Annotated in this window: 17 protein-coding genes; 14 read left to right on the plus strand and 3 right to left on the minus strand. The window is 71.9% G+C overall.

The window, feature by feature from the left end; genetic code table 11:
- The first annotated feature begins 150 nt into the window (after positions 1–150).
- From ACFVWY_RS32655 to ACFVWY_RS32665, 3 genes are all read left to right on the plus strand, one after another.
- Positions 151–2,268, plus strand: a complete 2,118-nt coding sequence (locus ACFVWY_RS32655) for a phosphocholine-specific phospholipase C (RefSeq protein WP_389878528.1) — start codon at positions 151–153, stop codon at positions 2,266–2,268.
- 205 nt (positions 2,269–2,473) lie between these two features.
- A complete protein-coding gene (locus ACFVWY_RS32660; RefSeq protein WP_389878529.1) occupies positions 2,474–4,678 on the plus strand; it encodes an MMPL family transporter in 2,205 nt (734 codons plus the stop codon).
- Positions 4,678–5,232, plus strand: a complete 555-nt coding sequence (locus ACFVWY_RS32665) for a GNAT family N-acetyltransferase (RefSeq protein WP_389878530.1) — start codon at positions 4,678–4,680, stop codon at positions 5,230–5,232. Before ACFVWY_RS32660 ends, ACFVWY_RS32665 begins: the two co-directional genes overlap by 1 nt.
- Before the next feature lie 80 nt (positions 5,233–5,312).
- Here ACFVWY_RS32665 and ACFVWY_RS32670 read toward each other — a convergent pair whose 3' ends face one another.
- Positions 5,313–7,784 carry a helix-turn-helix domain-containing protein gene (locus ACFVWY_RS32670; protein WP_389878531.1) on the minus strand — a complete coding sequence of 824 codons (2,472 nt, stop codon included), beginning with the start codon at positions 7,782–7,784 and terminating at the stop codon, positions 5,313–5,315.
- 423 nt (positions 7,785–8,207) lie between these two features.
- Between ACFVWY_RS32670 and ACFVWY_RS32675 the strand changes: the two genes are divergently transcribed.
- The 6 genes from ACFVWY_RS32675 (at position 8,208) to ACFVWY_RS32700 (ending at position 13,838) form a co-directional block, all read left to right on the plus strand.
- Positions 8,208–8,435 carry a hypothetical protein gene (locus tag ACFVWY_RS32675; RefSeq protein ID WP_389878532.1) on the plus strand — a complete coding sequence of 76 codons (228 nt, stop codon included), beginning with the start codon at positions 8,208–8,210 and terminating at the stop codon, positions 8,433–8,435.
- A gap of 369 nt (positions 8,436–8,804) precedes the next feature.
- Entirely contained in the window at positions 8,805–9,668 is an 864-nt protein-coding gene (locus tag ACFVWY_RS32680) for a serine hydrolase domain-containing protein (protein WP_389878533.1), read from the plus strand.
- Positions 9,669–9,753: 85 nt separating this feature from the next.
- Positions 9,754–10,872: an alpha/beta hydrolase gene (locus tag ACFVWY_RS32685; RefSeq protein ID WP_389878534.1), complete on the plus strand. Its 1,119-nt coding sequence runs from the start codon at positions 9,754–9,756 to the stop codon at positions 10,870–10,872.
- A complete protein-coding gene (locus ACFVWY_RS32690; protein WP_389878535.1) occupies positions 10,869–12,599 on the plus strand; it encodes a hypothetical protein in 1,731 nt (576 codons plus the stop codon). The genes ACFVWY_RS32685 and ACFVWY_RS32690 overlap by 4 nt, the downstream gene beginning before the upstream one ends.
- Positions 12,596–13,168, plus strand: coding sequence for a hypothetical protein (locus ACFVWY_RS32695; protein ID WP_389878536.1), 573 nt, complete (start codon positions 12,596–12,598; stop codon positions 13,166–13,168). Before ACFVWY_RS32690 ends, ACFVWY_RS32695 begins: the two co-directional genes overlap by 4 nt.
- Before the next feature lie 13 nt (positions 13,169–13,181).
- Positions 13,182–13,838 (plus strand): hypothetical protein, encoded by a 657-nt coding sequence (locus tag ACFVWY_RS32700; protein ID WP_389878537.1) that lies wholly within the window; start codon positions 13,182–13,184, stop codon positions 13,836–13,838.
- A 302-nt stretch (positions 13,839–14,140) separates the two neighbouring features.
- Here the strand turns inward: ACFVWY_RS32700 and ACFVWY_RS32705 are convergent, their stop codons facing one another.
- Together ACFVWY_RS32705 and ACFVWY_RS32710 are read right to left on the minus strand one after the other, a co-directional pair.
- The gene (locus ACFVWY_RS32705) at positions 14,141–15,295 is read right to left on the minus strand and encodes a PQQ-dependent sugar dehydrogenase (protein ID WP_389878547.1); all 1,155 of its coding nucleotides are present in this window, start codon (positions 15,293–15,295) and stop codon (positions 14,141–14,143) included.
- Positions 15,296–15,472: 177 nt separating this feature from the next.
- Positions 15,473–16,429, minus strand: coding sequence for an aldo/keto reductase (locus ACFVWY_RS32710; protein ID WP_389878548.1), 957 nt, complete (start codon positions 16,427–16,429; stop codon positions 15,473–15,475).
- Between the two features lie 187 nt (positions 16,430–16,616).
- Between ACFVWY_RS32710 and ACFVWY_RS32715 the strand changes: the two genes are divergently transcribed.
- The 5 genes from ACFVWY_RS32715 to ilvC all read left to right on the plus strand — a co-directional run.
- On the plus strand, positions 16,617–17,594 hold the full coding sequence (locus tag ACFVWY_RS32715; RefSeq protein ID WP_389878538.1) for a 2-hydroxyacid dehydrogenase: 978 nt from the start codon (positions 16,617–16,619) through the stop codon (positions 17,592–17,594).
- 263 nt (positions 17,595–17,857) lie between these two features.
- A complete protein-coding gene (locus ACFVWY_RS32720; protein WP_389878539.1) occupies positions 17,858–20,695 on the plus strand; it encodes a putative bifunctional diguanylate cyclase/phosphodiesterase in 2,838 nt (945 codons plus the stop codon).
- A 217-nt stretch (positions 20,696–20,912) separates the two neighbouring features.
- Positions 20,913–22,769: an acetolactate synthase large subunit gene (locus ACFVWY_RS32725; RefSeq protein WP_389878541.1), complete on the plus strand. Its 1,857-nt coding sequence runs from the start codon at positions 20,913–20,915 to the stop codon at positions 22,767–22,769.
- A 22-nt stretch (positions 22,770–22,791) separates the two neighbouring features.
- Complete coding sequence (gene ilvN / locus ACFVWY_RS32730) at positions 22,792–23,319, plus strand: acetolactate synthase small subunit (protein ID WP_389878542.1); 528 nt, start codon at positions 22,792–22,794, stop codon at positions 23,317–23,319.
- 112 nt (positions 23,320–23,431) lie between these two features.
- Positions 23,432–24,132: ketol-acid reductoisomerase (gene ilvC / locus ACFVWY_RS32735; protein WP_389878543.1), on the plus strand; the 701-nt coding region annotated here is incomplete at its 3' end.

The following is a 24,132-nucleotide window of genomic DNA, read 5'->3' on the forward strand; positions in this document are numbered from 1 at the left end:
GCCCCGCCGGGCGGGGGCGCGCCGCCCCGGGCCGGCATGGACTTTCCGTCCGGCCTGTTGGACGTTCACCGCCAAGCCCCCGCCAGTCCTTCCGCCCGCCACCCGGCCGGATTAGCTTCCCGGCTGAACGACAGGACTCGGGAGGCTCACATGACCACGGACATCTCACGGCGGCGGCTCCTCGCGATCGGCGGCGGCGCGCTCGGCGCCGCGGCAGCCGGGTCGCTGCTGCCGCCCTCGCTCCAGGCCGCGATTGCCGCACAGCCCGCCCATGCCGCGGGCCCCGGCGGCCACGACGGGCTCGGCGCCATCAAGCACGTGGTGATCCTCATGCAGGAGAACCGTTCCTTCGACCACTACTTCGGCACGCTCCGCGGCGTACGCGGCTTCGGCGACCGCAACGCCGTCGAGCTTCCCGGCGGCCGGCCGGTCTTCGAGCAGCCCGCGCCGCTGGGCGCCTCCGTACTGCCGTTCCCCGTGCGGGACGCCGCCGAGACGCAGAAGAAGGACCTCCAGTACATCGGCGCGCTCGACCATTCCTGGAGCGGTGGCGGCACGGCGTGGGCCGGCGGCTGGATGAACGGCTGGATCTCCGCGAAGACCGCCGCCACCATGGCGTACTACGACCGCCGCGACCTCCCGCTGCACTACGAGCTCGCCGACACCTTCACGGTCTGCGACGCCTACCACTCCTCCATCCACTCCTCCACCAGCCCCAACCGCAACCACCTGTGGAGCGGGAAGACCGGCGACGAACCGAACGGCGAGCGGGCCGTCGGCAACGACGCGTACGACGAGGGCACCCACCCCGGCTACGACTGGGGCACCTACGCCGAGCGGCTGGAGAAGGCCGGGCGCAGCTGGCGCACGTACACCGAGTGGGAGAACTTCACCGACAACCAGATCGAGTTCTTCGCCACCTTCAAGGCCATCGCCCTCAAGGCGCTGGCACACACCGGCGGCCACACGTACATGGAGTCGTTCTACTCCGCGATACGTGACGCCGACGAGGCCGGACGGCAGCGCCTGCTCGGGCTGCTGGAGGAGGGCGTCGCCACCCTGGACAAGGCCGAGCGCAGCCTCTTCGAGCGGGCGCTGCGCCGGGTGGAGACCGGGAAGCTGGCCGAGGAGTTCGCCAGGGACGTGGCGGACGGGACGTTGCCCGAGGTCTCCTACCTGGTGCCCTCCGCCGTCGACTCCGAGCACCCGAGTGTCTCCTCGCCGGTCCACAGCGCCACCATCGTCTACAAGATCCTGGACGCGCTGGGCCAGCACCCCGACGTGTGGCGGCACACCGCGGTCTTCATCAACTACGACGAGAACGACGGCTTCTTCGACCACGTACCGCCGCCGGTGGCCCCGGTCGACGTGACCGAGGAGCAGTGGGAGGGCAAGCCGACCGGCCTCGGCATCCGGGTTCCGATGCTCGTCGTCTCCCCGTGGACCGTCGGCGGCTACGTCTGCTCCGAGGTCTTCGACCACACCTCCGTGATCCGCTTCCTGGAGCGCTGGACCGGGGTCAGGGAGCCGAACATCGGAGCCTGGCGGCGCACCGTCACCGGTGACCTGACCTCGGCCTTCGACTTCTCCCGCACCCGGCGCCGCCCCGAGGTGGAGCGGCCGGGCGCCATCCCGCCGTTCAGCGGCCGCTGGTCGCCGAGGCCGCCCGCCGTGCAGCGGATGCCCGAGCAGGAGCCCGGCCGCCGCCCGGCCCGCCCGCTGCCGTACCAGCCGGACGCGAGGGCGAGCCTGGTCAACGGCGCGGTACGGGTGGAGCTCAGCAACGCGGGCCGCTCCTCCGCCCACTTCGCCCTGTACCCGTACGCGGGCGAGTTCCCCGCCCCGCAGCACCGCGACGTGAAGGGCGAGGCGCGGTGGACGGTTCCCGTCGCCGGGGAGGCCTACCGCTTCACGGTCACCGGGCCGAACGGCTTCCGGCGAGAGTTCGCCGGGTCCGCGCGGGACGGCGCCGCGGAGGTCGCCTCCCGGATCGATGCCCGCGAACGCGATCTCCACCTCACCCTGCGCAACACCGGCCGCACCACGCTCACCTTCATCGTGCGCCCGCTCGGTTACGTCGACGACGCGGATCTGCGCGACTGGACCCGCACCGTCAAGGTGAAGCCGGGCCGCAGCCGCACGGTGGCGCACTCCGCGGCCGACGCGCACGGCTGGTACGACCTGGCCGTCACGGTGGACGGCGACGACGTCTTCCGGCGCAGGCTGATGGGCCACATCGAGAACGGCCGGGCCAGCGTCTCCGGCTGAGCCGCACCCGTACGCGTGGGGCCCGCGCCGGACGTCCGGACCCCGCCCGTACGGCCCCTCGCCGGGCCGCTGTGACGATGGCCACGAAAGGGACAAAGGATCACGTTCTCCTGCCAGAGTGGCGATTCTCAGGTCATGCGCCGCTTTACCGCTGAATCGTGTCTTGTCGCGGTGAAGAGCCACGAACCAGCAGGGAGCACGTCCGTTGGCTGCCATCGCCCGCTGGTGCATCAGGCACCGCCTCCTCACCGTCCTCGTCTGGCTGTTCGCCCTCGGTGGCACGGCCGCGGCGGCGGGTCTCGCGGGTTCCGCGTACTCCAACGACTACAACGTGCCCGGGACCGAGTCCGGCCGGGCCACCGAACTCCTCAAGAGCGGTTTCACGGACCTCGGGGGTGACACCGACACCCTCGTCTGGCACACCTCCGACTCCACCGTCCGGGCCGACGACGTCCGGCAGAAGATGACCCGCACCCTGCACGCGGTCGGGGAGCTGCCCGGGGTCGGCGCGGTCACCGGACCGTACGGGGCGGCGGGCGCGGGGCAGATCAGCGGCGACGGCCGTACCGCCTACGCCGTGGTCACCTTCGACCACCGGGTCGAGGACCTCTCCGTAGCGCAGGTCGAAGCCGTCGTCGACACCGCCCGCCAGGCCGCCACGGAGCACCTCCAGGTGGAGCTGGGCGGCCCGGCCGTCGCCCTCACCGAGGCCCCCTCCGTCCACCTCGGCGAGGCCGTCGGGCTGATCGTCGCGGCGGTCGTCCTCTTCCTGGCCTTCGGCTCGTTCGCGGCCAGCATGCTGCCCATCGCCACCGCGCTGGTCTCCGTGGGCACCGCCTACGCGGGCACCGTGCTGCTCGGCCACGCGATGACCGTCGCCGACTTCGCGCCCATGCTGGGCATGCTGATCGGGCTCGGAGTCGGCATCGACTACGCCCTGTTCATCGTCACCCGGCACCGCAGAGGACTGCGCCGGGGCCTCACCGTGGCCGAGGCCGCGGAGAACGCCGTCGCGACCACCGGCCGCGCCGTGGTCTTCGCCGGGGCCACCGTCTGCATCGCCCTGCTCGGCATGCTGATCCTGCGGCTCGGCTTCCTCAACGGGGTGGCGATCGCCGCCTCGCTGACCGTCGTCCTGACCGTGGCCGCCTCGGTGACCCTGCTCCCGGCCCTGCTGTCCTTCATCGGCACGCGGGCGCTGAGCGGGCGCGAACGCGCGCGGCTCGCCGCGCACGGTCCGCAGCCCGAGGTGCCCACCGGCTTCGCCGCCCGCTGGTCCGCCTTCGTCGAACGCCACCCCAAGCTGCTCGGGGCGGTGGCCGCCGTGGTGATGCTGGTCCTCGCGCTGCCCGCCTTCACCCTGCACCTGGGCACCTCCGACCAGGGCAACAACCCCGCCTCCTCGACCACCCGCAAGGCGTACGACCTGCTGGCCGAGGGCTTCGGCCCCGGCGTCAACGGACCGCTGACCATCGCCGCGCGGCTGGACGGGGCGGCCGACAAGCTGGCCCTGGACGGCCTGCCCGCCACGCTGCGGCACACCCCGGGCGTGGCCTCGGCGGGCCCGGTCACGTACAACAGCGGCGGGGACACCGCCTTCGTCACCGTCGTACCGACGTCCTCGCCGCAGTCCCGGGAGACCAGTGACCTCGTGGACCGGCTGCGCACCGAGGTCCTGCCGAGCACCGCGGAGAACACCTCGCTCCAGGCCCACGTCGGGGGAGTGACCGCCAGCTACGACGACTTCGCCCGGATCATCGTCGGCAAACTCCCGCTCTTCGTCGGCGTGGTCGTGGGCCTGGGCTGTCTGCTCCTGCTGCTGGCCTTCCGGTCGATCGGCATCCCGTTGAAGGCCGCGGTGATGAACGTGGCGGCCGTCGCCGCCTCCTTCGGGGTCGTCGTCGCGGTATTCCAGTGGGGATGGGGGAGCGAGGCGCTGGGACTCGGCAGCTCGGGGCCCATCGAACCCTTCCTGCCGGTGATCATGGTCTCGGTGCTCTTCGGGCTCTCCATGGACTACCAGGTGTTCCTGGTGGGGCGGATGTACGAGGAGTGGCTGGAGACCGGCGACAACCGGCGGGCCGTCCGGGTGGGCCTCGCCGAGACCGGCCGGGTGATCAACTCCGCCGCCGTGATCATGATCTCGGTCTTCCTCGCCTTCGTCCTCAGCGGGGACCGGGTCATCGCGATGTTCGGCATCGCGCTCGCCACCGCCGTCGCGCTCGACGCCTTCGTCCTGCGCACGCTGCTGGTCCCGGCGCTGATGCACCTGCTGGGCGGGGCGAACTGGTGGCTGCCGCGCCGTCTGGACCGGCTGCTGCCCCGGATCAGCATCGAAATCCGCGACGCCCCGGGCCCCGCGCGTGCGAAGATCCCGCAGACGCCGGAATCGGTACGAGAAGGAGCATGATGTTCGCGGAATCCCTGGGAGACGACGGAGCGGAGCTGCGCCCGCTGGAGATCTGGCAGGCACAGGAGTTCCTCGACCACGTGGACCGGGCCCGGGAGCTCGTCGACCCGTGGATCCCCTTCGCCTCCTTCGCCACCGACCTCGCGTCGGCCCGCGACCTGCTGCGGCGGTACGCGGAGAAGCAGGCGACCGACACGGGGCGGCTCTACGGCATCTGGCTGGACGGCACCCTGGTCGGCGGCGTGCTGTTCCGGATCTTCGACACCGATTCCGGGAACTGCGAGATCGGCTGCTGGCTGGAACCGGCGGGGCAGGGCCGCGGACTGATCACCCGCGCGTCCCGGAAGCTGATCGACTGGGCGGTGTACGAGCGCGGCATGCACCGCGTGGAGTGGGTCGCCTCCGGCGCGAACACCGCCAGCATCGCCGTCGCCCGGCGGCTCGGCATGAAGCGCGACGGGGTGCTCCGCGAGAACTACCTGTACCGGGGCACGCGGCACGACTCGGAGGTCTGGGCGGTGCTGGCACCGGAGTGGCGGTCCGGGCAGTCCTGACGGCGGACCGGATCGCAACGGCCCGCTCCTGACGGCGGACCGGATCGCGACGCCCCCGGCCCTGAGAGCGGGCCGGGCTCCTACGGCTCGGAGCCGAAGCTGGCCGGTGCGTAGCCGCGCTGGTGCTCGCGGTACGAACGGGCCAGGTGGTGCTGGAGCCGGATGTGCCGGAACTGGTACACCGCCCCGGCCTGCCGCAGCACACCCCGGCGGTACGCGTCGTCCAGGAAGGCCACCGTGTCCCAGGGCAGCCGGCCGGTCAGCGGCAGCCACACCCGCGACAGGACCAGCCAGCGCCCCCAGGCGGTGAACGAGAGCGCGTACGAGCAGGCGCCGCCGAGCCCGCCGATGGCACCGATGGACAGCGCGTCCGTCAGGGTCCAGGACAGCGGCCCGAGAATTCCGTCGAGCAGCCCGGCGAACACCCGGCCGCCCAGGGCGATCGCCAGGGTGAGCATCGGGGCCAGGACGAGCACCTGCCGGACCACCGTCGCCCGGTTCGAGGCCAGCAGACCGGCCGGGGTGGCCGCCGAGGCGACGTCCAGCGGCGCTTCGAACGCGGCCATGATCCCGAAGACCAGCCCCGCGCCCGTCCCGAAGATCAGGCCGAAGACCAGCATGTTGATGAGCACGCCCTTGATCACCAGCTCGTTGGTGAGCGGGACTCCGTAGAACAGCCAGCGCTGGACGGCGAGGGCGGAAGCGTAACCGACGCCCATGATGAACCCGCCCGGCAGCACGGCGCCGAACCGGACGGCGAACGTACGCACCGGTCCGCGGCCGGCCCCAGTACGCGTCCCGGCCAGCCGCAGCCGCACACGGGCGGGTTCGAAGGCCGTGGTGCCAGGCCGGACCAGGACCGCGTGGACGCACCCGAAGGCGAGGCCCGCGACCACCCCCATCGAACCGCCCACCAGGACGACCTCACCGTTCGGATAAGGCAGGTAGATCAGGCTGACGCCCCAGTCGGCGAGCGCGAGGCAGAGCGCCGAGGCCGTCATCACCGCCAGCAGCCGGGTGGACAGCCGCAGTGAATCGCCGATCCGCCACCACGCGAGGTCCTGCTGGTCGCGGTCGGAGCGGGCGAGGTGGTGGGCGAGATAACCGAGCCAGTGCTCGGCGCGCCCAGGGTCGCGCTGCCGCTCCCGGCGGCCACTGGCGCTCCGCTCGGCGACGCGGCGCCGGTAGACCGTCGGCACGAAGCCCGCCAGCAGATGCTCCTCCAGGGTGTTCTCGTCGGGGAACAGCTCGGTGTCCAGCAGGTCCGAGGGGTTCCGGTCAGGGGAGTCGCTGTACATCGTCCGCGCCAGCACGATCATCAGCGGGGTGCTCAGAACCCTGGCCAGAGGGGTGCTGGTGTCCTTTGGCGCGGCGCGCAGCCGGTCCAGTACGACGGTCCAGACCGCTGAGCTCCCGCCGTCGTCACGCGGGACCGGCCGGGCCGTCCGGGGCAGGTAGTCGTCGAGGTCGTCGAGGGTGAGATCGGTCAGCTCGATCCCGGCGGCCCAGACCAGCGGGGCCCGGACCTTCTCGACGGCCTCGGCGAACTCGTCGCGCCTACTGGTCAGGACGAGCGGGACCGAGGTGGCGTTGAGCACCTCCAGGGCCGCACCGCGCAGCCCTTCCGCGATCTCGTCGAAGCCGTCCAGGACCGGCAGCACGAGATCCGCGTCGACCAGCGCGGCGGCCAGCGTCGCCCCGTCAGGGGCCCGGCGGGTGAGATGCGGGTGGTCGCGGAGCAGCCGGTCGATCAGCCAGTCCCGCAGCGCGACGGCCGTGGGATCCCAGGAACCGACGCTGAAGAGCACCGGCACCCGTTCCCGCGGCTGGCGGGCCGCCAGCCGGTCCAGGACGAACCTGATCGTCAGGACCGACTTGCCGGACCCGGCCCGGCCCAGCACCACCAGCCGTCCGGACAGGATGCGCCGGTACACCTCGGCCACGCTGCCCAGGTCGCCGCTCAGATCCACGCGGCCGGGAACCGCTCCCGGTGGCAGGCGCTGGATGTTCTCCGCATGGTCGGTCAGCGAATCGGGAGCGTCCCGCCAGCGCACCGGAAGCGGAAAGGGGTCGTGCACCCGGCGGTGTTCCTCCTCGCGCTTCCAGCGCCGCCGGATTTCCTGAGCCAGTTCATCGGCGGCGGCTTTTACCTCATGGTGCATGGGGGCGGAGGCGGGGACGGAAGGATTCCGGGGTGCGGGAACGGGCGCGGAATGCGGCCCGGATGCCGTATCCGTATCCGTATCCGTATCCGTTCCGGAATTCCGCACGGAATCGGCAACGGGAGCGGGGTCCGGAGAGGGGAAGGCCGCCGCAGCGGATGGGCCGGCCGGTCCCGCGAGCGTGGCCACGAGCCGCTGCCGGTCCTCGGTCCCCGCCCCCAGCGCGTCCGCCAGCGCCTCCACCGTGCCCAGCCGGTAGTCGCCGGATCTGCCGGTCTCCAGTCTGCGGATCGTACGCACGCTCAGCCCGGACCGCTCCGCCAGCCGCTCCTGCGTCAGTCCGGCCCGATGACGCAGTCGGCGCAACAACGTGCCGAGCTGATCCGCCACTTCGACGTCCCTCCCACCCCCGTGCGCGGTCGCGACGACCCTACCGGCGGCGACCGGTCATATATGGCCGGTCGCATGTCCTGTACGCCGATTGGCGTGAACAGCACGATCGGTGGTGCCCGGCGAGGAGTGCCGACACGGGGCGGCGCACCCGCCGGGAACCCGTGGCACGAAGGGGAGCCACGGGCCCGGACCGGCCCGGCGCCGGACCTGACCACCTCTCATGGCTAAGGGCTGTCCCGTCATCCCTGGCGGGCGTGCGACGACAGCCACGGCACCTCGCCGCGTTGGCGGAGCGCCCGGATACATCCGGTATTCGGGCGTCCCCCCGCCGTGCGAGGCACCGCGTCTGACGCCGCACGCTGATCCACCAGGGATGACGGGCCAGCCCTTAGCTCCTGCCACGACTCATGAGGAGTTGACATGGCCTTCCGGTTCTGGTGCGGCGAATGCGGATTCAAGACGGCGTGGCTCGCCGAGTCCGAAGGCGCCAAGCGGCAATTGGAGCATTACGCCAAGAAGCATCCGGGAATTCTCGCCGGTGGCCATGTGGAGACTAACCGGAGGAACCCGCAGGGAAGTTCCGGCTGTCTCCAGGCCGCGGGAATTCTCGTCCTCCTGCTGATCCTCGCGGCCGCGTGCCGTCACTGAGACGCGGCCACCTCCCACCGGACAGGCGCGGAACGGCCACCGGTCCGAAGAGAAAGGAAAGGGAATGGGGAAGCTCAACGCATGCGGTACAGCCACGGCGACCGCGGCCCGCCCGCTGGTCACCGGGGCCGGCCCGGCCACCGCCGCGGCCCCGGCCGTCGGCTTCCCGACCACCGCCGACGCGCGGAGCCCGGACGGCATCCTCCTGGCGGGAGCCCCGGCAGGGCGTCACCGACGGATACCCGGGCGCGACCGGCCTGGTCAGGCAGGGCGACAGCGCCCCGTACGTGCACGCGGGCGTCGGCGACCTCGTCGACAAGGTCCCGCCGACCCGAAGGCCGCGTACCAGGTCTGCGGCAATACCCAGGCGTGCATCTCCCCCTTCTCCTCCTTCAGCTGGAGGAGGAGAAGAAGCTCTCGCTGGACGACACCGTGGCCCGCGGGCTGCCAGCGGCGGCCCGCACCAACGGCTACGACGGTTCGGGGATCACGATCCGTCAGCTGCTCGACCACGCCTCGGGCCTGCCCGACTGCTTCCAGGCCCTCCAGATCAGCGGACCGTACGTCCTCACCACCAGTCCGAGGGAGGTTTTCCCGCCGCAGAACCTCGTCGATGTCGCCCTCGGCAGGCACGCGCCGACGTCCGAGCCGGGCGAGAGACGCGGCTGTGCCACCACCGGCTACCTGCTCGCCGGCGGGGTGATCAAGGCTGTCACCGGCTCGGAACCGGCCACGGAGGTCCAGCGGCGCGTCATCGGACCGCCCGGTCCGCGCGACACCGCCCTCCCCGCCTCCGACCCCGCGCTCCGCGGCAACCACCTGCACGGGTACGTGATCCGGACGCTGTTCATCCACGACGGCACGGCGTCCAACGTGCAGGTATGCGGCAGCGCCGGGGCGTTGGCGCCGACCCTGGACGACATGGCCAGGTTCTCCCGGGCGCTTATGGCCGGAAAGCTACTGAAGCCCGCCCAGATGGCAGAGCTCAAGACTACGGTTCCCGTATCCGACGGCGTCACCTACGGGTTGGGCACCTCACACACGAAGCTGCCCTGCGGCACGTGGGCCTGGAGACACAACGGCGCGGTGCTCGGCTGCTTCGCCGGCTGGCTGGGCAACGAGCACGGCACCGAGCAGGTGCTGCACGCGAACAACGAGTACCACCTGGTCAGCGGTACGCCTGGGCGGATCCGCGCGGACCGGGCCAGGAGCGACGCGTTCTGCGCGCTCTGAACCACCGCACCGCCACCCGCTCGTCCACGAGAGCTCCCGAGCATCCGCGAGCGCACCCGCTCACCCGTTCCCGAGAGGACACCCGATGAGAATGCCGCTTCCCGCCACCTGGCGCGCACGGACGAGGACGGCCGTGGCCGCCGCCGCGCTGACCGTGACCGCGACCCTCACCGCCCCGCTCGCCCACGCCGACGGCGCCGCCCCTCCCGTGCTGACCGACGGGTTCGGCCTGACCCAGGTCGCCGGAGGCACCCAGGTGCACTCGGACACCGACTTCACCATCACCGTCACCACCCCGCAGCTCTCCGGACAGCACAAGATCCGTATCTTCCTGCCCAGCGGCTACCGCACCCAGCCGGACAAACGCTGGCCGGTGACGTACTTCCTGCACGGCGGCCCGGGAAGCCCGGACGACGCCGCGGCCGTCCCCGCGCTGCGCTCGGACTCGATGATCACCGTCGTACCGGACGGCGGCCGGAAGGGCTGGTACGCCGACTGGCTCATGCAGAACACCGCCGAGGGCAAGGCGAACTGGGAGTCCTTCCACCTGAAGCAGGTCGTCCCCTTCATCGACGCGAACCTGCGTACCCTCGCCGACCGGGGCCACCGGGCCGTCACCGGTCTGTCGATGGGCGGTTTCGGTGCCCTGCGCTACGCCGAGGCCCGCCCCGACCTCTTCGGCCACGCCGCCGCGCTCTCCGGCGGCATCGACTTCGGCATGGCGGAAGTACGCGCGGCCGTCCTGGCCACGGAACTCAACATCACCGGTGCCTGGTGCGCCGTGAGCACCTCCGGTACCGGCGAGTGCACCGGTTACGGGCCCGTCGTCGACAGCGACGCGATCTTCGGATCCCCGTACCCGGTGTTCGACGCGGACCGGATCTGGAAGGCGGTCGACCCGGCCGCCCCGGTCAACCTGGCCAGGCTCGCCGCCACCGACGTCACCCTCTACACCGGTGACAACGACCTGATCGACCACTACACCGCGATCGCCTCCAGGAACGTCAAGTCCCGCATGGACGCGCTCGGTCTGAAGAGCCGGCTCGTCGACTACGGCGACGGCGCGTCGCTCTCGCCCCAGTGCAACGGCGGCCACAACTACGGCTGCTGGGCCGCCGCCTTCGCCGACTACGTACCCCGGCTCACGGCCGCCTTCGAGGCCGGAGCCGGTGTCACCCGCGGCACGAAGGGGAGCGGAGCATGACGGAGGAAACAGCGGCGAACGGCCCGCGCACGGGGAACGGGCGCGGGAGGGACGGGCGACCGGTCCCGCGCGACAGCGGCGCGAAGCGCCAGGGAGCCGCGCCGTACGAGGGGATGCGCAGCGACGCCACACGGCTGCTGTGCGCGGGGGTCCATCTCGACAGCGACTTCCGGGGGCGCGTGATCCAGGAGCTCGTCCTGCACGAGGAGCGCCCGGTCGCTCCCTCACTGGGCATCGACGCGGTGCCGGTCCTCGCCCACGCGCTGCGCGCCCGCCGCGCGGAGGTGCGGACCGCACTCATGCTGCTGGTCGTGTGGGTCCTGTTCATCGTGCTGGGATTCGCGGGCGTCGGTTCAGAGCAGCTGCTGCCCCTGCCCTGGTGGCTGGCCTACGCACTGGTCTGCGCCCTTCTGGGAGCCGTGCGCGTCGCGACCGGACTGGGGGTCGCGCTCTTCACCCTGGACCGGCGGATGGTCGAGCAGGCCACCCGCGGCCGGCTGAAGATGCTGCTCCCGGTCGTGCCCGCCGTCGCGGCGCTCGGGTACTGGGCCGCCGCGCTGTTCGCCCTGCTCGGCGGGGCCGACGCCTGGGCGGCGGTGCTCTTCCCCGCCCTGCTGACGCTGCCGGTGTGGGCGTACCGCAGCCATGTCACGGCGGTCATGCGTACGGAGCTGGGTGCCGAGTCCTTCCCTGAGATGCCGCGCGAGGAACTGCCCGACACCGTCCGCTACCGGCGCATCGGCGGGGCCATCGCACGCGAGCAGTACGCGGCCCTCACGATCTATGACCCCTTCCGTCCCTTCATCGGCGCCGGGAAGCCCTACGAAGAGCCGTGGTCGCTGGTGATGGAGCTGAAGAAGCGGGGCGGCGAACAGGCGGGCGGGGTGCCCGGCCCGCGGCCGGGGCCGGGGCCGGACATGGCGGCCGGTCCGCTCACCGGCCGCGAGGTCATCGACCTCATCAAGCCGCAGCTGGAAGCCCTGCGCACCTCCGCCGCGGCCTCCGGACGGGACCGGCTGCGCGCGCTGGAGGTCGCGGAGTTCGTCTACCTCCCGACCGGTGCGGCCCGCTGGGACGTCGACTACAGCCCGCAGACCGCCGACCGGCACGTCGCCCAGGCGGTGGGCGAGGGCGCGGAGGGGCGCCGCCACTTCCTGCGCATCCGGGTCGGGGCATGGGACGAGCAGGTCGTGGTCTCGGTGCTCGTACGCGTCCACACCCAGGGCGGCATGCTCGTCCTGGAGGTCGTCCCGCACGTCCTCACCCCGGTACGGCCCGAGTTCCGGGCCGTCGACGTGATCGAGGCGCGCGGCGAGCCCGACTCGCTCCGCGACGCGGTCCGCGCCGTGCTCGCGACACCCACCGCCAACTTCGCCGCGGCGACCTCCCTGACGGGAACGGTCGTGGCGGAGTTCCGCACCTGGCTGGCCAACCCGCGCCGCGCGTTCCCCGACGGACCGGTCGCCTCCGTACGGGAGCTGGGCAGCACCGCCGAACTGTCGGTGTTCCAGGAGATGGACGTCAAGCGGTACGTGCGGACGGTGCAGGACCGGATCGCCAGCGGGGTGCGCGAGGCGCTGCGGGCGAAGGACTACGAGACCGGTGACTTCGAACGCCAGGTCGTCACCGTCAGCGGGGGCGGGGTGTTCATCGGAACGATGCACGGAGGCGCGGTCGCCACGGGCGAAGGTGCCTCGGCGAGCCATAAGAAGGGAGACATCCGGTGACGGAGAACAGCAGGGACGGCGGCCACGGCGACGGCACGGAGGACCAGGACGGCCGGGGGGACCGCGCGGTGGCGGCGGGCCCGGCGCCCGGCGGGATCTCCATCGGCCTGATGACCGGCGGCGCCGCGGCGGCCGGCGCCCGCGCACACGCGGAGGACCAGGGACAGCGCGTCGGGGAACCCGCGGCGGCCCACCCGCCCGCCGCGGCGCCCGCCCCGCCCGTCGTCGCGGGCGGCATCGGCATCGGCACGATGACGGGCGGGGCGGTGGCCTCGGGGGACGACTCACGGGCGGTGGACTCCTCCCGGCAACTGGTCGCCGTGCCGCCCGAACTGCTCGCGGCCGTCGCCGCCCTGAGGGGACACCTGGGGGTGCTCACCCGGACCGACGAGATCGCGGAACTCGACGCGGGACTCGCGGAGGTCGAGGAGGGGACGGACCGTGACGGCCGGGTGAGCCGGGACCGGCTGCGCTGGCTCCGGGACCGGCTGGAGGCCGGTGCGACCGCGGCGGCGGGGCTCGCCTCGGCCGCCGCCGTGGTCCAGGCGATCGCCCAGCTGAGCGGATGAGGAGCGGCTCGCGATGAATCAGTGGGACGCGGAGGGGCAGCGCTGGGTACCGGGGACGGGCAGCGGACAGCCGTCCCCCGGCAGCGGACAGCCGCCGCCCGACAGTGACCTCTCCCGCGTGCTGATCGTGGGGGTCCTCGTCCTCCTCCTGCTCGCGGTGGCGGGGGCGGCGGTCTGGATGCGGTCGCGCGACGACGGTGCCGGGGGCGGGGGGACCACCTTCACCACGTCGTCCGAGCCGCCCTCGTCAGCCACCGGCGACGCGGACCCCAGCACCGCGGACCCGTACGGGAGCGGCACGTACGATCCCGGCACGTACGATCCCGATCCGTACACGAGCGACCCGTACGACCCGCCGGCCCAGGAGGAGGATCCGCCCGCCGAAGGCCCGGCGGAGACGGTGCGGAGCTACTACGGCGCGATCAACAGCGGGGACTACTCCACGGCCTGGGACCTCGGAGGCAAGAACCTCAGCGCGAGCTACTCCGCGTTCGAGTCCGGCTTCGCGGGGACGCAGAGCGACACCGTCTCCGTGACGGCCACCGACGGGGACACCGTCTACGTGGAGATCACCGCGGACCAGACGGACGGTGCCCGGCACACGTACACCGGCACCTACACGGTGCGCGACGGAACGATCACCGGAGCCAGGATCAGACGGACGAGCTGATGTACGACGGCCGGGCGCCCGCGGTGCTCACCCCTGAACGCCGGGGGCGCCCGGCCCCTCGCCGGGAGCGTCCGGCGCCGCGTGCGGACCGGACTCCAGGTCCGCGCCGGGCGCCCTGACCACCGCCTTCCCGCAGGCCAGGTCCATCGGACCGGGCCTGCGGGCCTCGGGCCGCCGACGCCGAGAGCCGCCCGGGACAGCTCCGGCCGCTTCTGCTCGCCGGAGGTGTGCTCGCCGCCCGGCGCGAGGAGTTCCCCGAAGAGGCAGGCCGAACACCCGGCGCACTCCCTCCCGCCGTCCGGCTACCGCACCGTCAGCAGCAGGATCCTGTCGTCCCCCGGCTTCGGGGTGCCCCGGGTGTCCGTGTTGCTGGTGACCAGCCAGAGCGAGTCGTCACCCGCGGCGAGCACGGTGCGCAGGCGGCCGTACGTTCCTTTCAGGAACGACTGCGGCGCGGCGAAGGGTTCCCGCTCGCCGCCGGAGAGCGGGATCCGCCAGAGCCGCTCACCGCGCAGCCCGGCCATCCAGACCGACCCCTGGGCGAAGGCGATCCCGCTGGGGGACGCCTGGGACGTCTTCCACTGCGCCACGGGACCGACGAACCCCTTCTCCCGCGTCCTGCCCTCGGCCTTCGGCCAGCCGTAGTCGCCGTCCGGAACGATCCGGTTCAGTTCGTCCCAGGTGTCCTGGCCGAACTCGGACGCCCACAGCCGTCCTTCCCCGTCCCAGGCCAGCCCCTGCACATTGCGGTGCCCGTACGAATACACCACGGAGTCGGCCGCCGGATTGCCGTGCACCGGCTGTCCGTCCGGGCTCATCCGCAGGATCTTCCCGGCCAGTGACTCCTTGTCCTGCGCGAGCCCGGTGTCCCCCGTCTCACCGGTCCCCGCGTACAGCATCCGGTCCGGGCCGAAGGCGATCCGTCCGCCGTTGTGGACCGACCCCTTCGGGATGCCGCGCAGAATCGTGTCCGGCGCGCCGAGCAGCTGACCCGGTGTCCCGCCGTCCTCGTCGTACTGCATCCGGGCGATGCGGTTGTCGGACTCGGTCGTGAAGTACGCGTACACCATGTGGTCCGCACCGTACGTAGGGGCGACGGCGATCCCCAGCAGCCCGCCCTCTCCGGCGGGCGACACTCCCGGCACCGAACCCAGCAGGGTCTTCTTGCCGCTCTCGCCGTCGATCCGGGTGATCGTGCCCTTGACGCGGGAGGAGACCAGCAGATCGCCGTCGGGGAGTGCCGCGAGACCCCAGGGCGAGTCCAGGCCCCCGGTGAGCGTCGACACCACCTTCACCGAACCCTTCGCGGGCGGTGTCCGGGGCGAGGCGGAGGGAGAGGGCGGGGCCGAAGCCGGGTGTGAGGCGGGCGGCGGGCTCGCCGTGCCCGCCGCGCCAGGGCCCCCGTCCGGGGAGCAGCCCGCGGTCAGCACCAGTGACCCGGCCGCCAGCGCGGTCATCACCGCGCCGACCGGCCCCCGGCGCCCCCTCCGCCCGGCAGGGTTGCGTACAGATCCGAACAGAACACCGCGCACTGCGAGCACCGATCCCTTCGACGGACACCTGACCACCGTTCCTACCCCGCGCACCCGCCCCAGGTCCGGGGAACCGGTCACCGGGAGCCGGAAGGCCGGGCCTCAGTCCCACGATCTCCGCGCCCGGGGCAGCGCGGCGATCTCCGCCATGTCCCGGGGGGTCAGCGTCAGCCGGGACGCCCCCGCGTTCTCCACCGCCCAGCGTTCCCGCTTGGTCCCCGGCACCGGCACCACGTGCGGCCCCTGCCGCAGCACCCAGGCCAGCGCCACCTGCGCGGCAGTCGCCCCGTGCCGCTCGGCGATCCGCCGCAGCCCCACGACCACCGGCTGGTTCGCCGCCATCATCTCCGCCGTGAACCGGGGGTGCCGGGCCCGCAGGTCCTCCGGCTCGAAGCCCTGTCCCGGCGTCAGCGTGCCCGTCAGATAGCCGCTCCCCAGCGGCATCGCCGCCAGCAGTCCCACCCCGCGCGAGGCACACCACGGCAGCAGGGACTCCAGCGGCTCCGGTGACCAGACCGACAGCTCCGCCTCCACCGCGCTCACCGGGAAGACCTGCTGCACCCGCTCCAGCTGACGGATCGTTTCGTCATACATGCGCGATCCGGGCCGCCGTGAGGCTCGCGCTCCGACCGCGCAGAGCCCCAGTGCCCGCACCTTCCCGGCGGTCACCAGATCCGCCATCGCGCCCCAGGTCTCCTCGACCGGCACCTCGGGATCGGCCCGGTGCAGCTGGTACAGATCGATCACATCGGTCTGGAGCCGGCGCAGCGACGCATCGCAGGCCCGCCGCACATAGCCGGGACGGCCATTGGCCACGATGTGCTGATCACCCACCAGCAGACCGCACTTGGTGGAGATGAACGCGTCCGGCCTGCGGCCCTTCAACGCCCGGCCGACCAGCAGCTCGTTGGTGAACGGTCCGTACATGTCGGCCGTGTCGAGCAGTTGGACGCCCGCGTCGAGCGCGGCGTGCACCGTACGCAACGCACGGTCACCGCGCTGCTGCGAGGCGCTGTACGCCCAGCTCATCGGCATGCAGCCGAGACCGACCGCCCCCACGGCGAGCGCCGCCGCACCGAGACTCCTGCGCTCCAACTCCCCGATCCTCCCCGGGCCCACCGCCGAACCGGGCCGATGCCCCGCCGTCGCGGGACCGCACCGCACACCCCAAAGTAACCTCTGCCGTCCACCGCTCCTCGCACGGCCTCCGGCGATCACCCTCCCGGCGGCGATTAGCCTCCTGACCATGACTTCGACGAACACTCCCGACGGCCCCGCCCCGGCGAAGACGCCCGAGGTGTGGCTGCCGTTCCCGGCCGGTGAGATCGACGGGCTCCCCGGGGGGCTCACGTACCGGTTCTGGGACGGCGGACCGGACTTCCCGGCCGATCCCGCCGACTGCGCCTTCTACGTCGTGCCGTACATGAAGGGGTCCGCCGTCTCGGTGCGGCCGCTCGCCGGGATGACGGGCGTCCAGGTCGTGCAGACGCTGACCGCGGGCATCGACCACGTCGAGCCGGGGCTCGGCGTGCTGCCCGCCGGGGTGAGGCTCTGCAACGCCAAGGGGGTCCACGAGGCGTCCACCGCGGAGCTCGCCCTCACCCTGATCCTCTCCTCCCTGCGCGGCGTTGCGGGTTTCGTGCGCGGCCAGGACGCGGAGGAGTGGCGGTCCGGCTTCTACCCGGCGCTCGCCGACAGATCCGTACTGATCGTGGGGTACGGGTCGATCGGCGCCGCCATCGAGGACCGGCTCGCGCCCTTCGAGTGCGCGCGGGTGGTGCGCGTCGCACGCTCCGCGCGGGCATCCGCACGCGGCCCCGTGCACGCGCTCGGCGAACTGCCGGGGCTGCTGCCCGAGGCCGATGTCGTCGTGCTGTCCACCCCGCTGAACCCGTCCACGCAAGGGCTGGTCGACGCAGGGTTCCTCGCCGCGATGCGGGACGGGGCCCTGCTGGTGAACGTCGCCCGGGGCGGCGTCGTCGACACCGAGGCCCTGCTGGCCGAACTGGAGTCCGGCCGACTGCGTGCCGCGCTCGACGTCACCGACCCGGAACCCCTGCCGCCCGGCCACCCGCTCTGGCATGCTCCCCACGTCCTGATCACCCCGCACGTGGGCGGCAGCTCCTCGGCCTTCCTCCCGCGCGCCAGGCGTCTGCTGGCCGCGCAACTGGGGCGGTTCGCGGCGGGGGAGCCGGTGCGGAACCTGGTGCTCACCACCGGCTGACCACGCAGTGAAGGGCCGCGGTCGCGCACCGTACAGGACAACCTCCCTGGTCGTCACGGAGAGTAGAGGAACTATGTCCCTGCGTGACGAGTCTGGTGTATCGTCCCGAAAGGGGCGCTGAGCCGCGGAGTGGAGGGACGGCGCCGGGGAGGACGCGACGACGCGAGGGGGCGACGGGCGATGCACGGGCGATGGGCGCACGATCCGACACCACCAGACAGCCGACGGGGGCCGGCGTACGAGGCGATGCCGGGGGCGCCCCGGTGAGCGCGCCGGCCGACGCCCTCGGGGCGCTGCTCTCCCGGAGGTCGGCCGCGGGCAGCGTGTCCCCGCTGCTCTGGCAGATCCTTCTCGGTGTCGTCTGGGCCGGGTACGCCGTGGGCTCGGCCTTCGGCTGGGGCTCTTCGCAACTGGCCCTGTTCATGGGGGACTTCGGTCTCAGCGCGGCCGCGCTGGTGGCCGCCGTCTCCTGCTACCGCTACGCGCGGGAGGGCAGCAGCCGGTTCCGGCCCGCCTGGCTGCTCTTCGCGCTCTCCTCGTTCATGGCCTCCGCGGGCAACGCGGTCTGGGGCTGGTACGAGGTGGTGCTCGGGCTCCCGGTGCCCACACCCTCCCTGGCCGACCTGCTGTTCCTCTGTTTCGCGCCGCCCGCCATCGTCGGGCTGCTCGTCCTCGCCAAACGCCCCGTCACCCGAGCCGGCTGGCTCTGCCTCGCGCTGGACGCCTGGCTGATCGGCGGATCGCTCCTCACGCTCTCCTGGAGCCTCGCCCTCGCCCACACCGCGCATCTGGTGGACGCCGAGGGCGTGAGCGTCGCCCGGGTGGCACTCGCGCTGGCCTATCCGCTCCTCGACATCGTGCTGGTCTCCATGGTGCTGGCCCTGCACTTCCGCCGCTCCAGCGTGAACCGCTCCGCGGTGAACACCGCCGTCGCCGCACTCGCCCTGACCGTACTGTCCGACGCCCTGTTCACCTCGCCACTGCTGCGCCAGACCTACCATTCCGGCCAGATGCTCGACGCGGGATGGTTCGCCGGCTCGCTGCTCCTCGCCTACGCCCCCTGGGGCGCCAACCGGGCCGCGGACAGCATCGTCCCGCCGCCCCGCGGCACCCCGTCCGTCAGCCGCCCCATCGCGGGCTCCCTGGCCGCGCTGACGCCCTACCTCGCCGCAGCCGTCTGCACCCTCGGCATCCTCTACAACGCCATCGAGGGCCGCCGGGTGGACCGCGTCGTGATCTTCACCGGCTGCACGGTGGTGCTCGCCCTGGTCGTCCGGCAGGGCATCATGCTCGTCGACAACATCGCCCTCACCCAGGAACTGGCGCAGAAGGAGAACCACTTCCGCTCCCTGGTGCAGGGCTCCAGCGACGTCATCATGATCGCCGCCCCCACCGGGGTGCTGCGCTACGTCAGCCCCGCCGCCGCCGGGGTCTACGGGCGCGAGGCCGAGGAGCTGGTCGGGGCCGAGCTCTCCTCGATCATCCACCCCGAGGACCTGGGGCGGGTGATCCACGAAGTCCGCCGCTTCCTCGCCACCCCGCCCAGCGAAGAGCCCACCACCCGGATCGAGTGCCGCTTCAGATCCGGTACGGGCGACTGGCTCAACGTCGAGTCCACCGTCAACCGCCACCAGGGCGGGCTGATCCTCAACAGCCGCGACGTGACCGAACGGGTCCGCCTCCAGGCCCAGTTGCAGCACAACGCCGAGCACGACCCGCTCACCGACCTGCCCAACCGCGCGCTGTTCACCAAGCGGGTGCGCCAGGCCCTCGGCGGCCGCCGCTCCGGCGACCCCGGCACCGCCGTGCTCTTCATCGACCTCGACGGATTCAAAGCGGTCAACGACCGCCTCGGGCACCAGGCGGGCGACGAACTCCTCATCCAGGCCGCCCGCCGCCTCCACGAATCCGTCCGGGCCGGAGACACCGCGGCCCGCCTCGGCGGCGACGAGTTCGCCGCGATCATCCTGGGCGACGGCACCCGCGACCAGCCCGCCCGGGAGTGCCAGGTCCACGAGATCGCCGACCGGCTGCGCCTCACCCTCTCCCAGCCCTACCGGATCGGCACCGGGGACGTCCGGGTGGCCGCGTCCATCGGGGTCGCCTTCGCCGAACCCGGCATCAGCCCCAGCGACCTCATGCGCAACGCCGACCTCGCCATGTACCGCGCCAAGGCGGGCGGCAAGGACCGCGTCGAGCTGTACGCCCCGCAGATGCAGGCCGACGTCGTACGCCGCTCCGAGCTGGCCGCCCGGCTGCGCACCGCCCTGCGCGACGGCGAGTTCGCCCTGCTCCACCAGCCCGTCGTGCACCTCGCCAGCGGCAGCGTCGCCGCTGTCTCCGCCCAGGCCCGCTGGCGCTCCGCCCAGGGCATCCTCTTCACCCCGGCGGAGTTCCTCCGCGTCGCCGAGGACAGCGACCGCACGGCCGAGCTCGGCCGCTGGCTCCTCGAAGAGGCCGTCGAGCAGGCCGCCGAGCGGGCCAGGGCCGGGCACCCGGTCTCCGTCGCCGTACGGCTCTCCGCCCGCCGCCTCCTCGACAAAGGCATGCCGTCCGGATCCGTCGAAGCGCTGCTCACCCGGCACGGCCTGCCCTCCGGCGCGCTGATGATCGAGGTCGCCGACAACGACCCCCGGATCTCCTTCGACGAACTGGAGCAGCGTCTGGTGGCCCTGCGCCGCATCGGGGTCCGTATCGCGCTCGACGGCTTCGGCAGCGGCTACGCCGCGATCAACGCCCTGCGCAGGCTCCCCATCGACGTACTGAAACTGGACCGGGGGCTGGTCGAGGGTGTGGTGGAGTCCGCCCGGCTGCACAAGATCACCAGCGGGCTGCTGCGTATCGCCTGCGACCTCGGCCTCCAGTCGGTCGCGGACGGGGTCGACGTCCCGGAGCAGGTCCTCGCGCTGCGCGCCATGGGCTGCACGCACGGCCAGGGCATGGCCTTCTCCGGGCCGCTCGACGAGTACCGGCTGCGCCGCGCGCTGGCCCGCGGGGAGTTCCCGGTGCCCGGCGGCAACCTGGCGCAGCCGGTCCTGACCGGCAGCCCCGTTCCCCTCCTCAGTGGATCACATGCTGAGACGCCCGTCCCACCCACTTGACATCGCGAGTGCGTCGGAGAGAGGGTCAATGCCATGCGCACCCGAATTCTCGTACTTGGACAGCGCGTCGGCTGAAGCTGAGTCCCGCACGGCACTCCGCAGACCCACACCGACGCGCTCCCCTCGCTTGCCTCGCGGCACGAGGGGTTTTTTGTTGCACCGGCACCACGCAAACTGTCGCAAAACACCCGCAGAAACCCTCAGCTTCGAGAAGAGAATGCCGATGACCGAGCAGGCCACCGGGGCCCACCATCCCCAGCCGCGGGCCCGTAACGGCGGATCGTCCGCCGCCATCGTTGAGCACGTCACGGGCGCGCAGTCCCTCATCCGCTCCCTTGAGGAGGTGGGGGCCGACACGGTATTCGGCATTCCCGGCGGCGCCATCCTTCCGGCGTACGACCCGATGATGGACTCCACCCGGGTCCGTCACGTGCTGGTCCGCCACGAGCAGGGCGCCGGACACGCCGCCACCGGTTACGCCCAGGCCACCGGCAAGGTCGGTGTCTGCATGGCCACCTCCGGCCCCGGTGCCACCAACCTGGTCACCCCGATCGGCGACGCCTACATGGACTCCGTCCCGATGGTCGCGATCACCGGCCAGGTCGTCTCCAAGGCGATCGGCACGGACGCCTTCCAGGAAGCGGACATCTGCGGCATCACCATGCCGATCACCAAGCACAACTTCCTGGTCACCAAGGCCGAGGACATCCCGCACACGATCGCCGAGGCCTTCCACATCGCCTCCACCGGCCGTCCGGGCCCCGTCCTGGTCGACATCGCCAAGGACGCCCTCCAGGCGCGGACCACCTTCAGCTGGCCGCCCACCCTGGACCTGCCCGGCTACCGCCCGGTCACCAAGCCGCACGCCAAGCAGATCCGCGAGGCCGCCAAACTGATCACCCAGGCCGCGCGCCCGGTGCTGTACGTCGGCGGCGGCGTCATCAAGGCCGGGGCCACCGCCGAGCTGAAGGTCCTCGCCGAACTGACCGGAGCGCCCGTCACCACCACCCTGATGGCGCTCGGCGCGTTCCCCGACAGCCACCCGCTGCACGTCGGAATGCCGGGCATGCACGGTGCGGTCACCGCCGTCACCGCGCTCCAGAAGGCCGACCTGATCGTCGCCGTCGGAGCCCGTTTCGACGACCGGGTCACCGGCAGGCTGGACAGCTTCGCCCCGTACGCCAAGGTCGTCCACGCCGACATCGACCCCGCCGAGATCGGCAAGAACCGTGCCGCCGACGTCCCGATCGTCGGTGACGCCCGCGAGGTCCTGGCCGATCTGGTCCAGGCCGTCCAGGCCGAGCACACCGAGGGCCGCGTCGGCGACTACACGGCATGGTGGAAGGACCTGAGCCGCTGGCGCGAGACCTACCCGCTCGGCTACGACCTGCCCGAGGACGGGAGCCTCTCGCCGCAGCAGGTCATCCAGCGCATCGGCCAGCTCGCCCCCGAGGGCACCATCTTCGCGGCGGGCGTAGGCCAGCACCAGATGTGGGCCTCGCACTTCATCCAGTACGAGCAGCCCGCCACCTGGCTGAACTCCGGCGGCGCCGGAACGATGGGGTACGCGGTCCCCGCCGCGATGGGCGCCAAGGCCGGCATGCCGGACCGCACCGTCTGGGCGATCGACGGCGACGGCTGCTTCCAGATGACCAACCAGGAACTCACCACCTGCGCGCTCAACAACATCCCGATCAAGGTCGCGATCATCAACAACGGCGCCCTCGGGATGGTCCGCCAGTGGCAGACCCTGTTCTACAACCAGCGGTACTCCAACACCGTGCTGCACTCCGGCGCGGACACCGAGGGCGTCCCGGCGAAGGGCACCCGCGTCCCGGACTTCGTCAAGCTGTCCGAGGCCATGGGCTGCCACGCCATCCGCTGCGAGGACCCGGCCGACCTGGACAAGGCCATCGAAGAGGCCAACTCCATCAACGACCGCCCCGTCGTGATCGACTTCATCGTCCACGAGGACGCCATGGTGTGGCCGATGGTCGCCGCGGGCACCTCCAACGACGAGGTCATGGCCGCCCGCGGGGTGCGCCCCGACTTCGGCGACAACGAAGACGACTGAGAGACAGAGAGAGACCGACGTCATGTCCACCAAGCACACGCTCTCCGTCCTGGTCGAGAACAAGCCCGGTGTCCTCGCCCGGATCACCGCCCTGTTCTCCCGCCGCGGGTTCAACATCGACTCGCTCGCGGTCGGTACCACCGAACACCCCGACATCTCCCGCATCACCATCGTGGTGAGTGTCGAGGAACTGCCCCTGGAGCAGGTGACCAAGCAGCTCAACAAGCTGGTCAACGTCCTGAAGATCGTCGAACTCGAGCACTCCGCTGCGATCCAGCGCGAACTCGTCCTGGTGAAGGTCCGCGCCGACAACGAGACCCGCTCCCAGATCGTCGAGATCGTCAAGCTGTTCCGCGCCAAGACCGTGGACGTCTCCCCGGAGGCCGTCACGATCGAGGCGACCGGCGGTACGGACAAGCTGGAGGCCATGCTCAAGATGCTGGAGCAGTACGGCATCAAGGAGCTGGTCCAGTCCGGCACCATCGCCATAGGCCGTGGCGCGCGCTCGATCACCGACCGGTCGCTGCGCGCCCTCGACCGCACGGCGTAGAGGCCGCAACCGGCCCCGCCGCCTCGCCGTTCGTATGGCGAGACCAGAAAACGTATCTGACGCACCCCGCCGTACGGTGGGACGCAACACCTGCACACCAAGGAGAAACCCAGTGGCCGAGCTGTTCTACGACGCCGACGCCGACCTGTCCATCATCCAGGGCCGTAAGGTCGCGGTCATCGGTTACGGGAGTCAGGGGCACGCGCACGCGTTGTCGCTGCGTGACTCGGGTGTCGATGTCCGGGTGGGTCTGCACGAGGGCTCGAAGTCCAGGGTGAAGGCCGAGGAGCAGGGGCTTCGGGTGGTGAGCCCGTCCGAGGCGTCCGCCGAGGCCGATGTGATCATGATCCTGGTTCCGGACCCGATCCAGGCGCAGGTCTACGAGGAGTCGGTCCGGGACAACCTGAAGGCCGGGGATGCGCTGTTCTTCGGGCACGGTCTGAACATCCGGTTCGGTTTCATCACGCCGCCGGCGGATGTGGACGTGTGCATGGTCGCGCCGAAGGGCCCGGGGCACCTGGTGCGCCGTCAGTACGAGGAGGGCCGCGGTGTTCCGTGCATCGTGGCGGTCGAGCAGGACCCCTCGGGCAACGGGCTGGCGCTGGCGCTGTCGTACGCGAAGGCGATCGGCGGGACGCGGGCCGGGGTCATCAAGACCACGTTCACCGAGGAGACGGAGACCGACCTGTTCGGTGAGCAGGCCGTGCTCTGCGGTGGTACGGCGGCGCTGGTGAAGGCCGGGTTCGAGACGCTGACCGAGGCGGGCTACCAGCCGGAGATCGCGTACTTCGAGTGCCTGCACGAGCTGAAGCT

The organism is Streptomyces sp. NPDC058195 (assembly GCF_042883525.1).
In the GTDB taxonomy this organism is placed as follows: Bacteria; Actinomycetota; Actinomycetes; order Streptomycetales; family Streptomycetaceae; genus Streptomyces.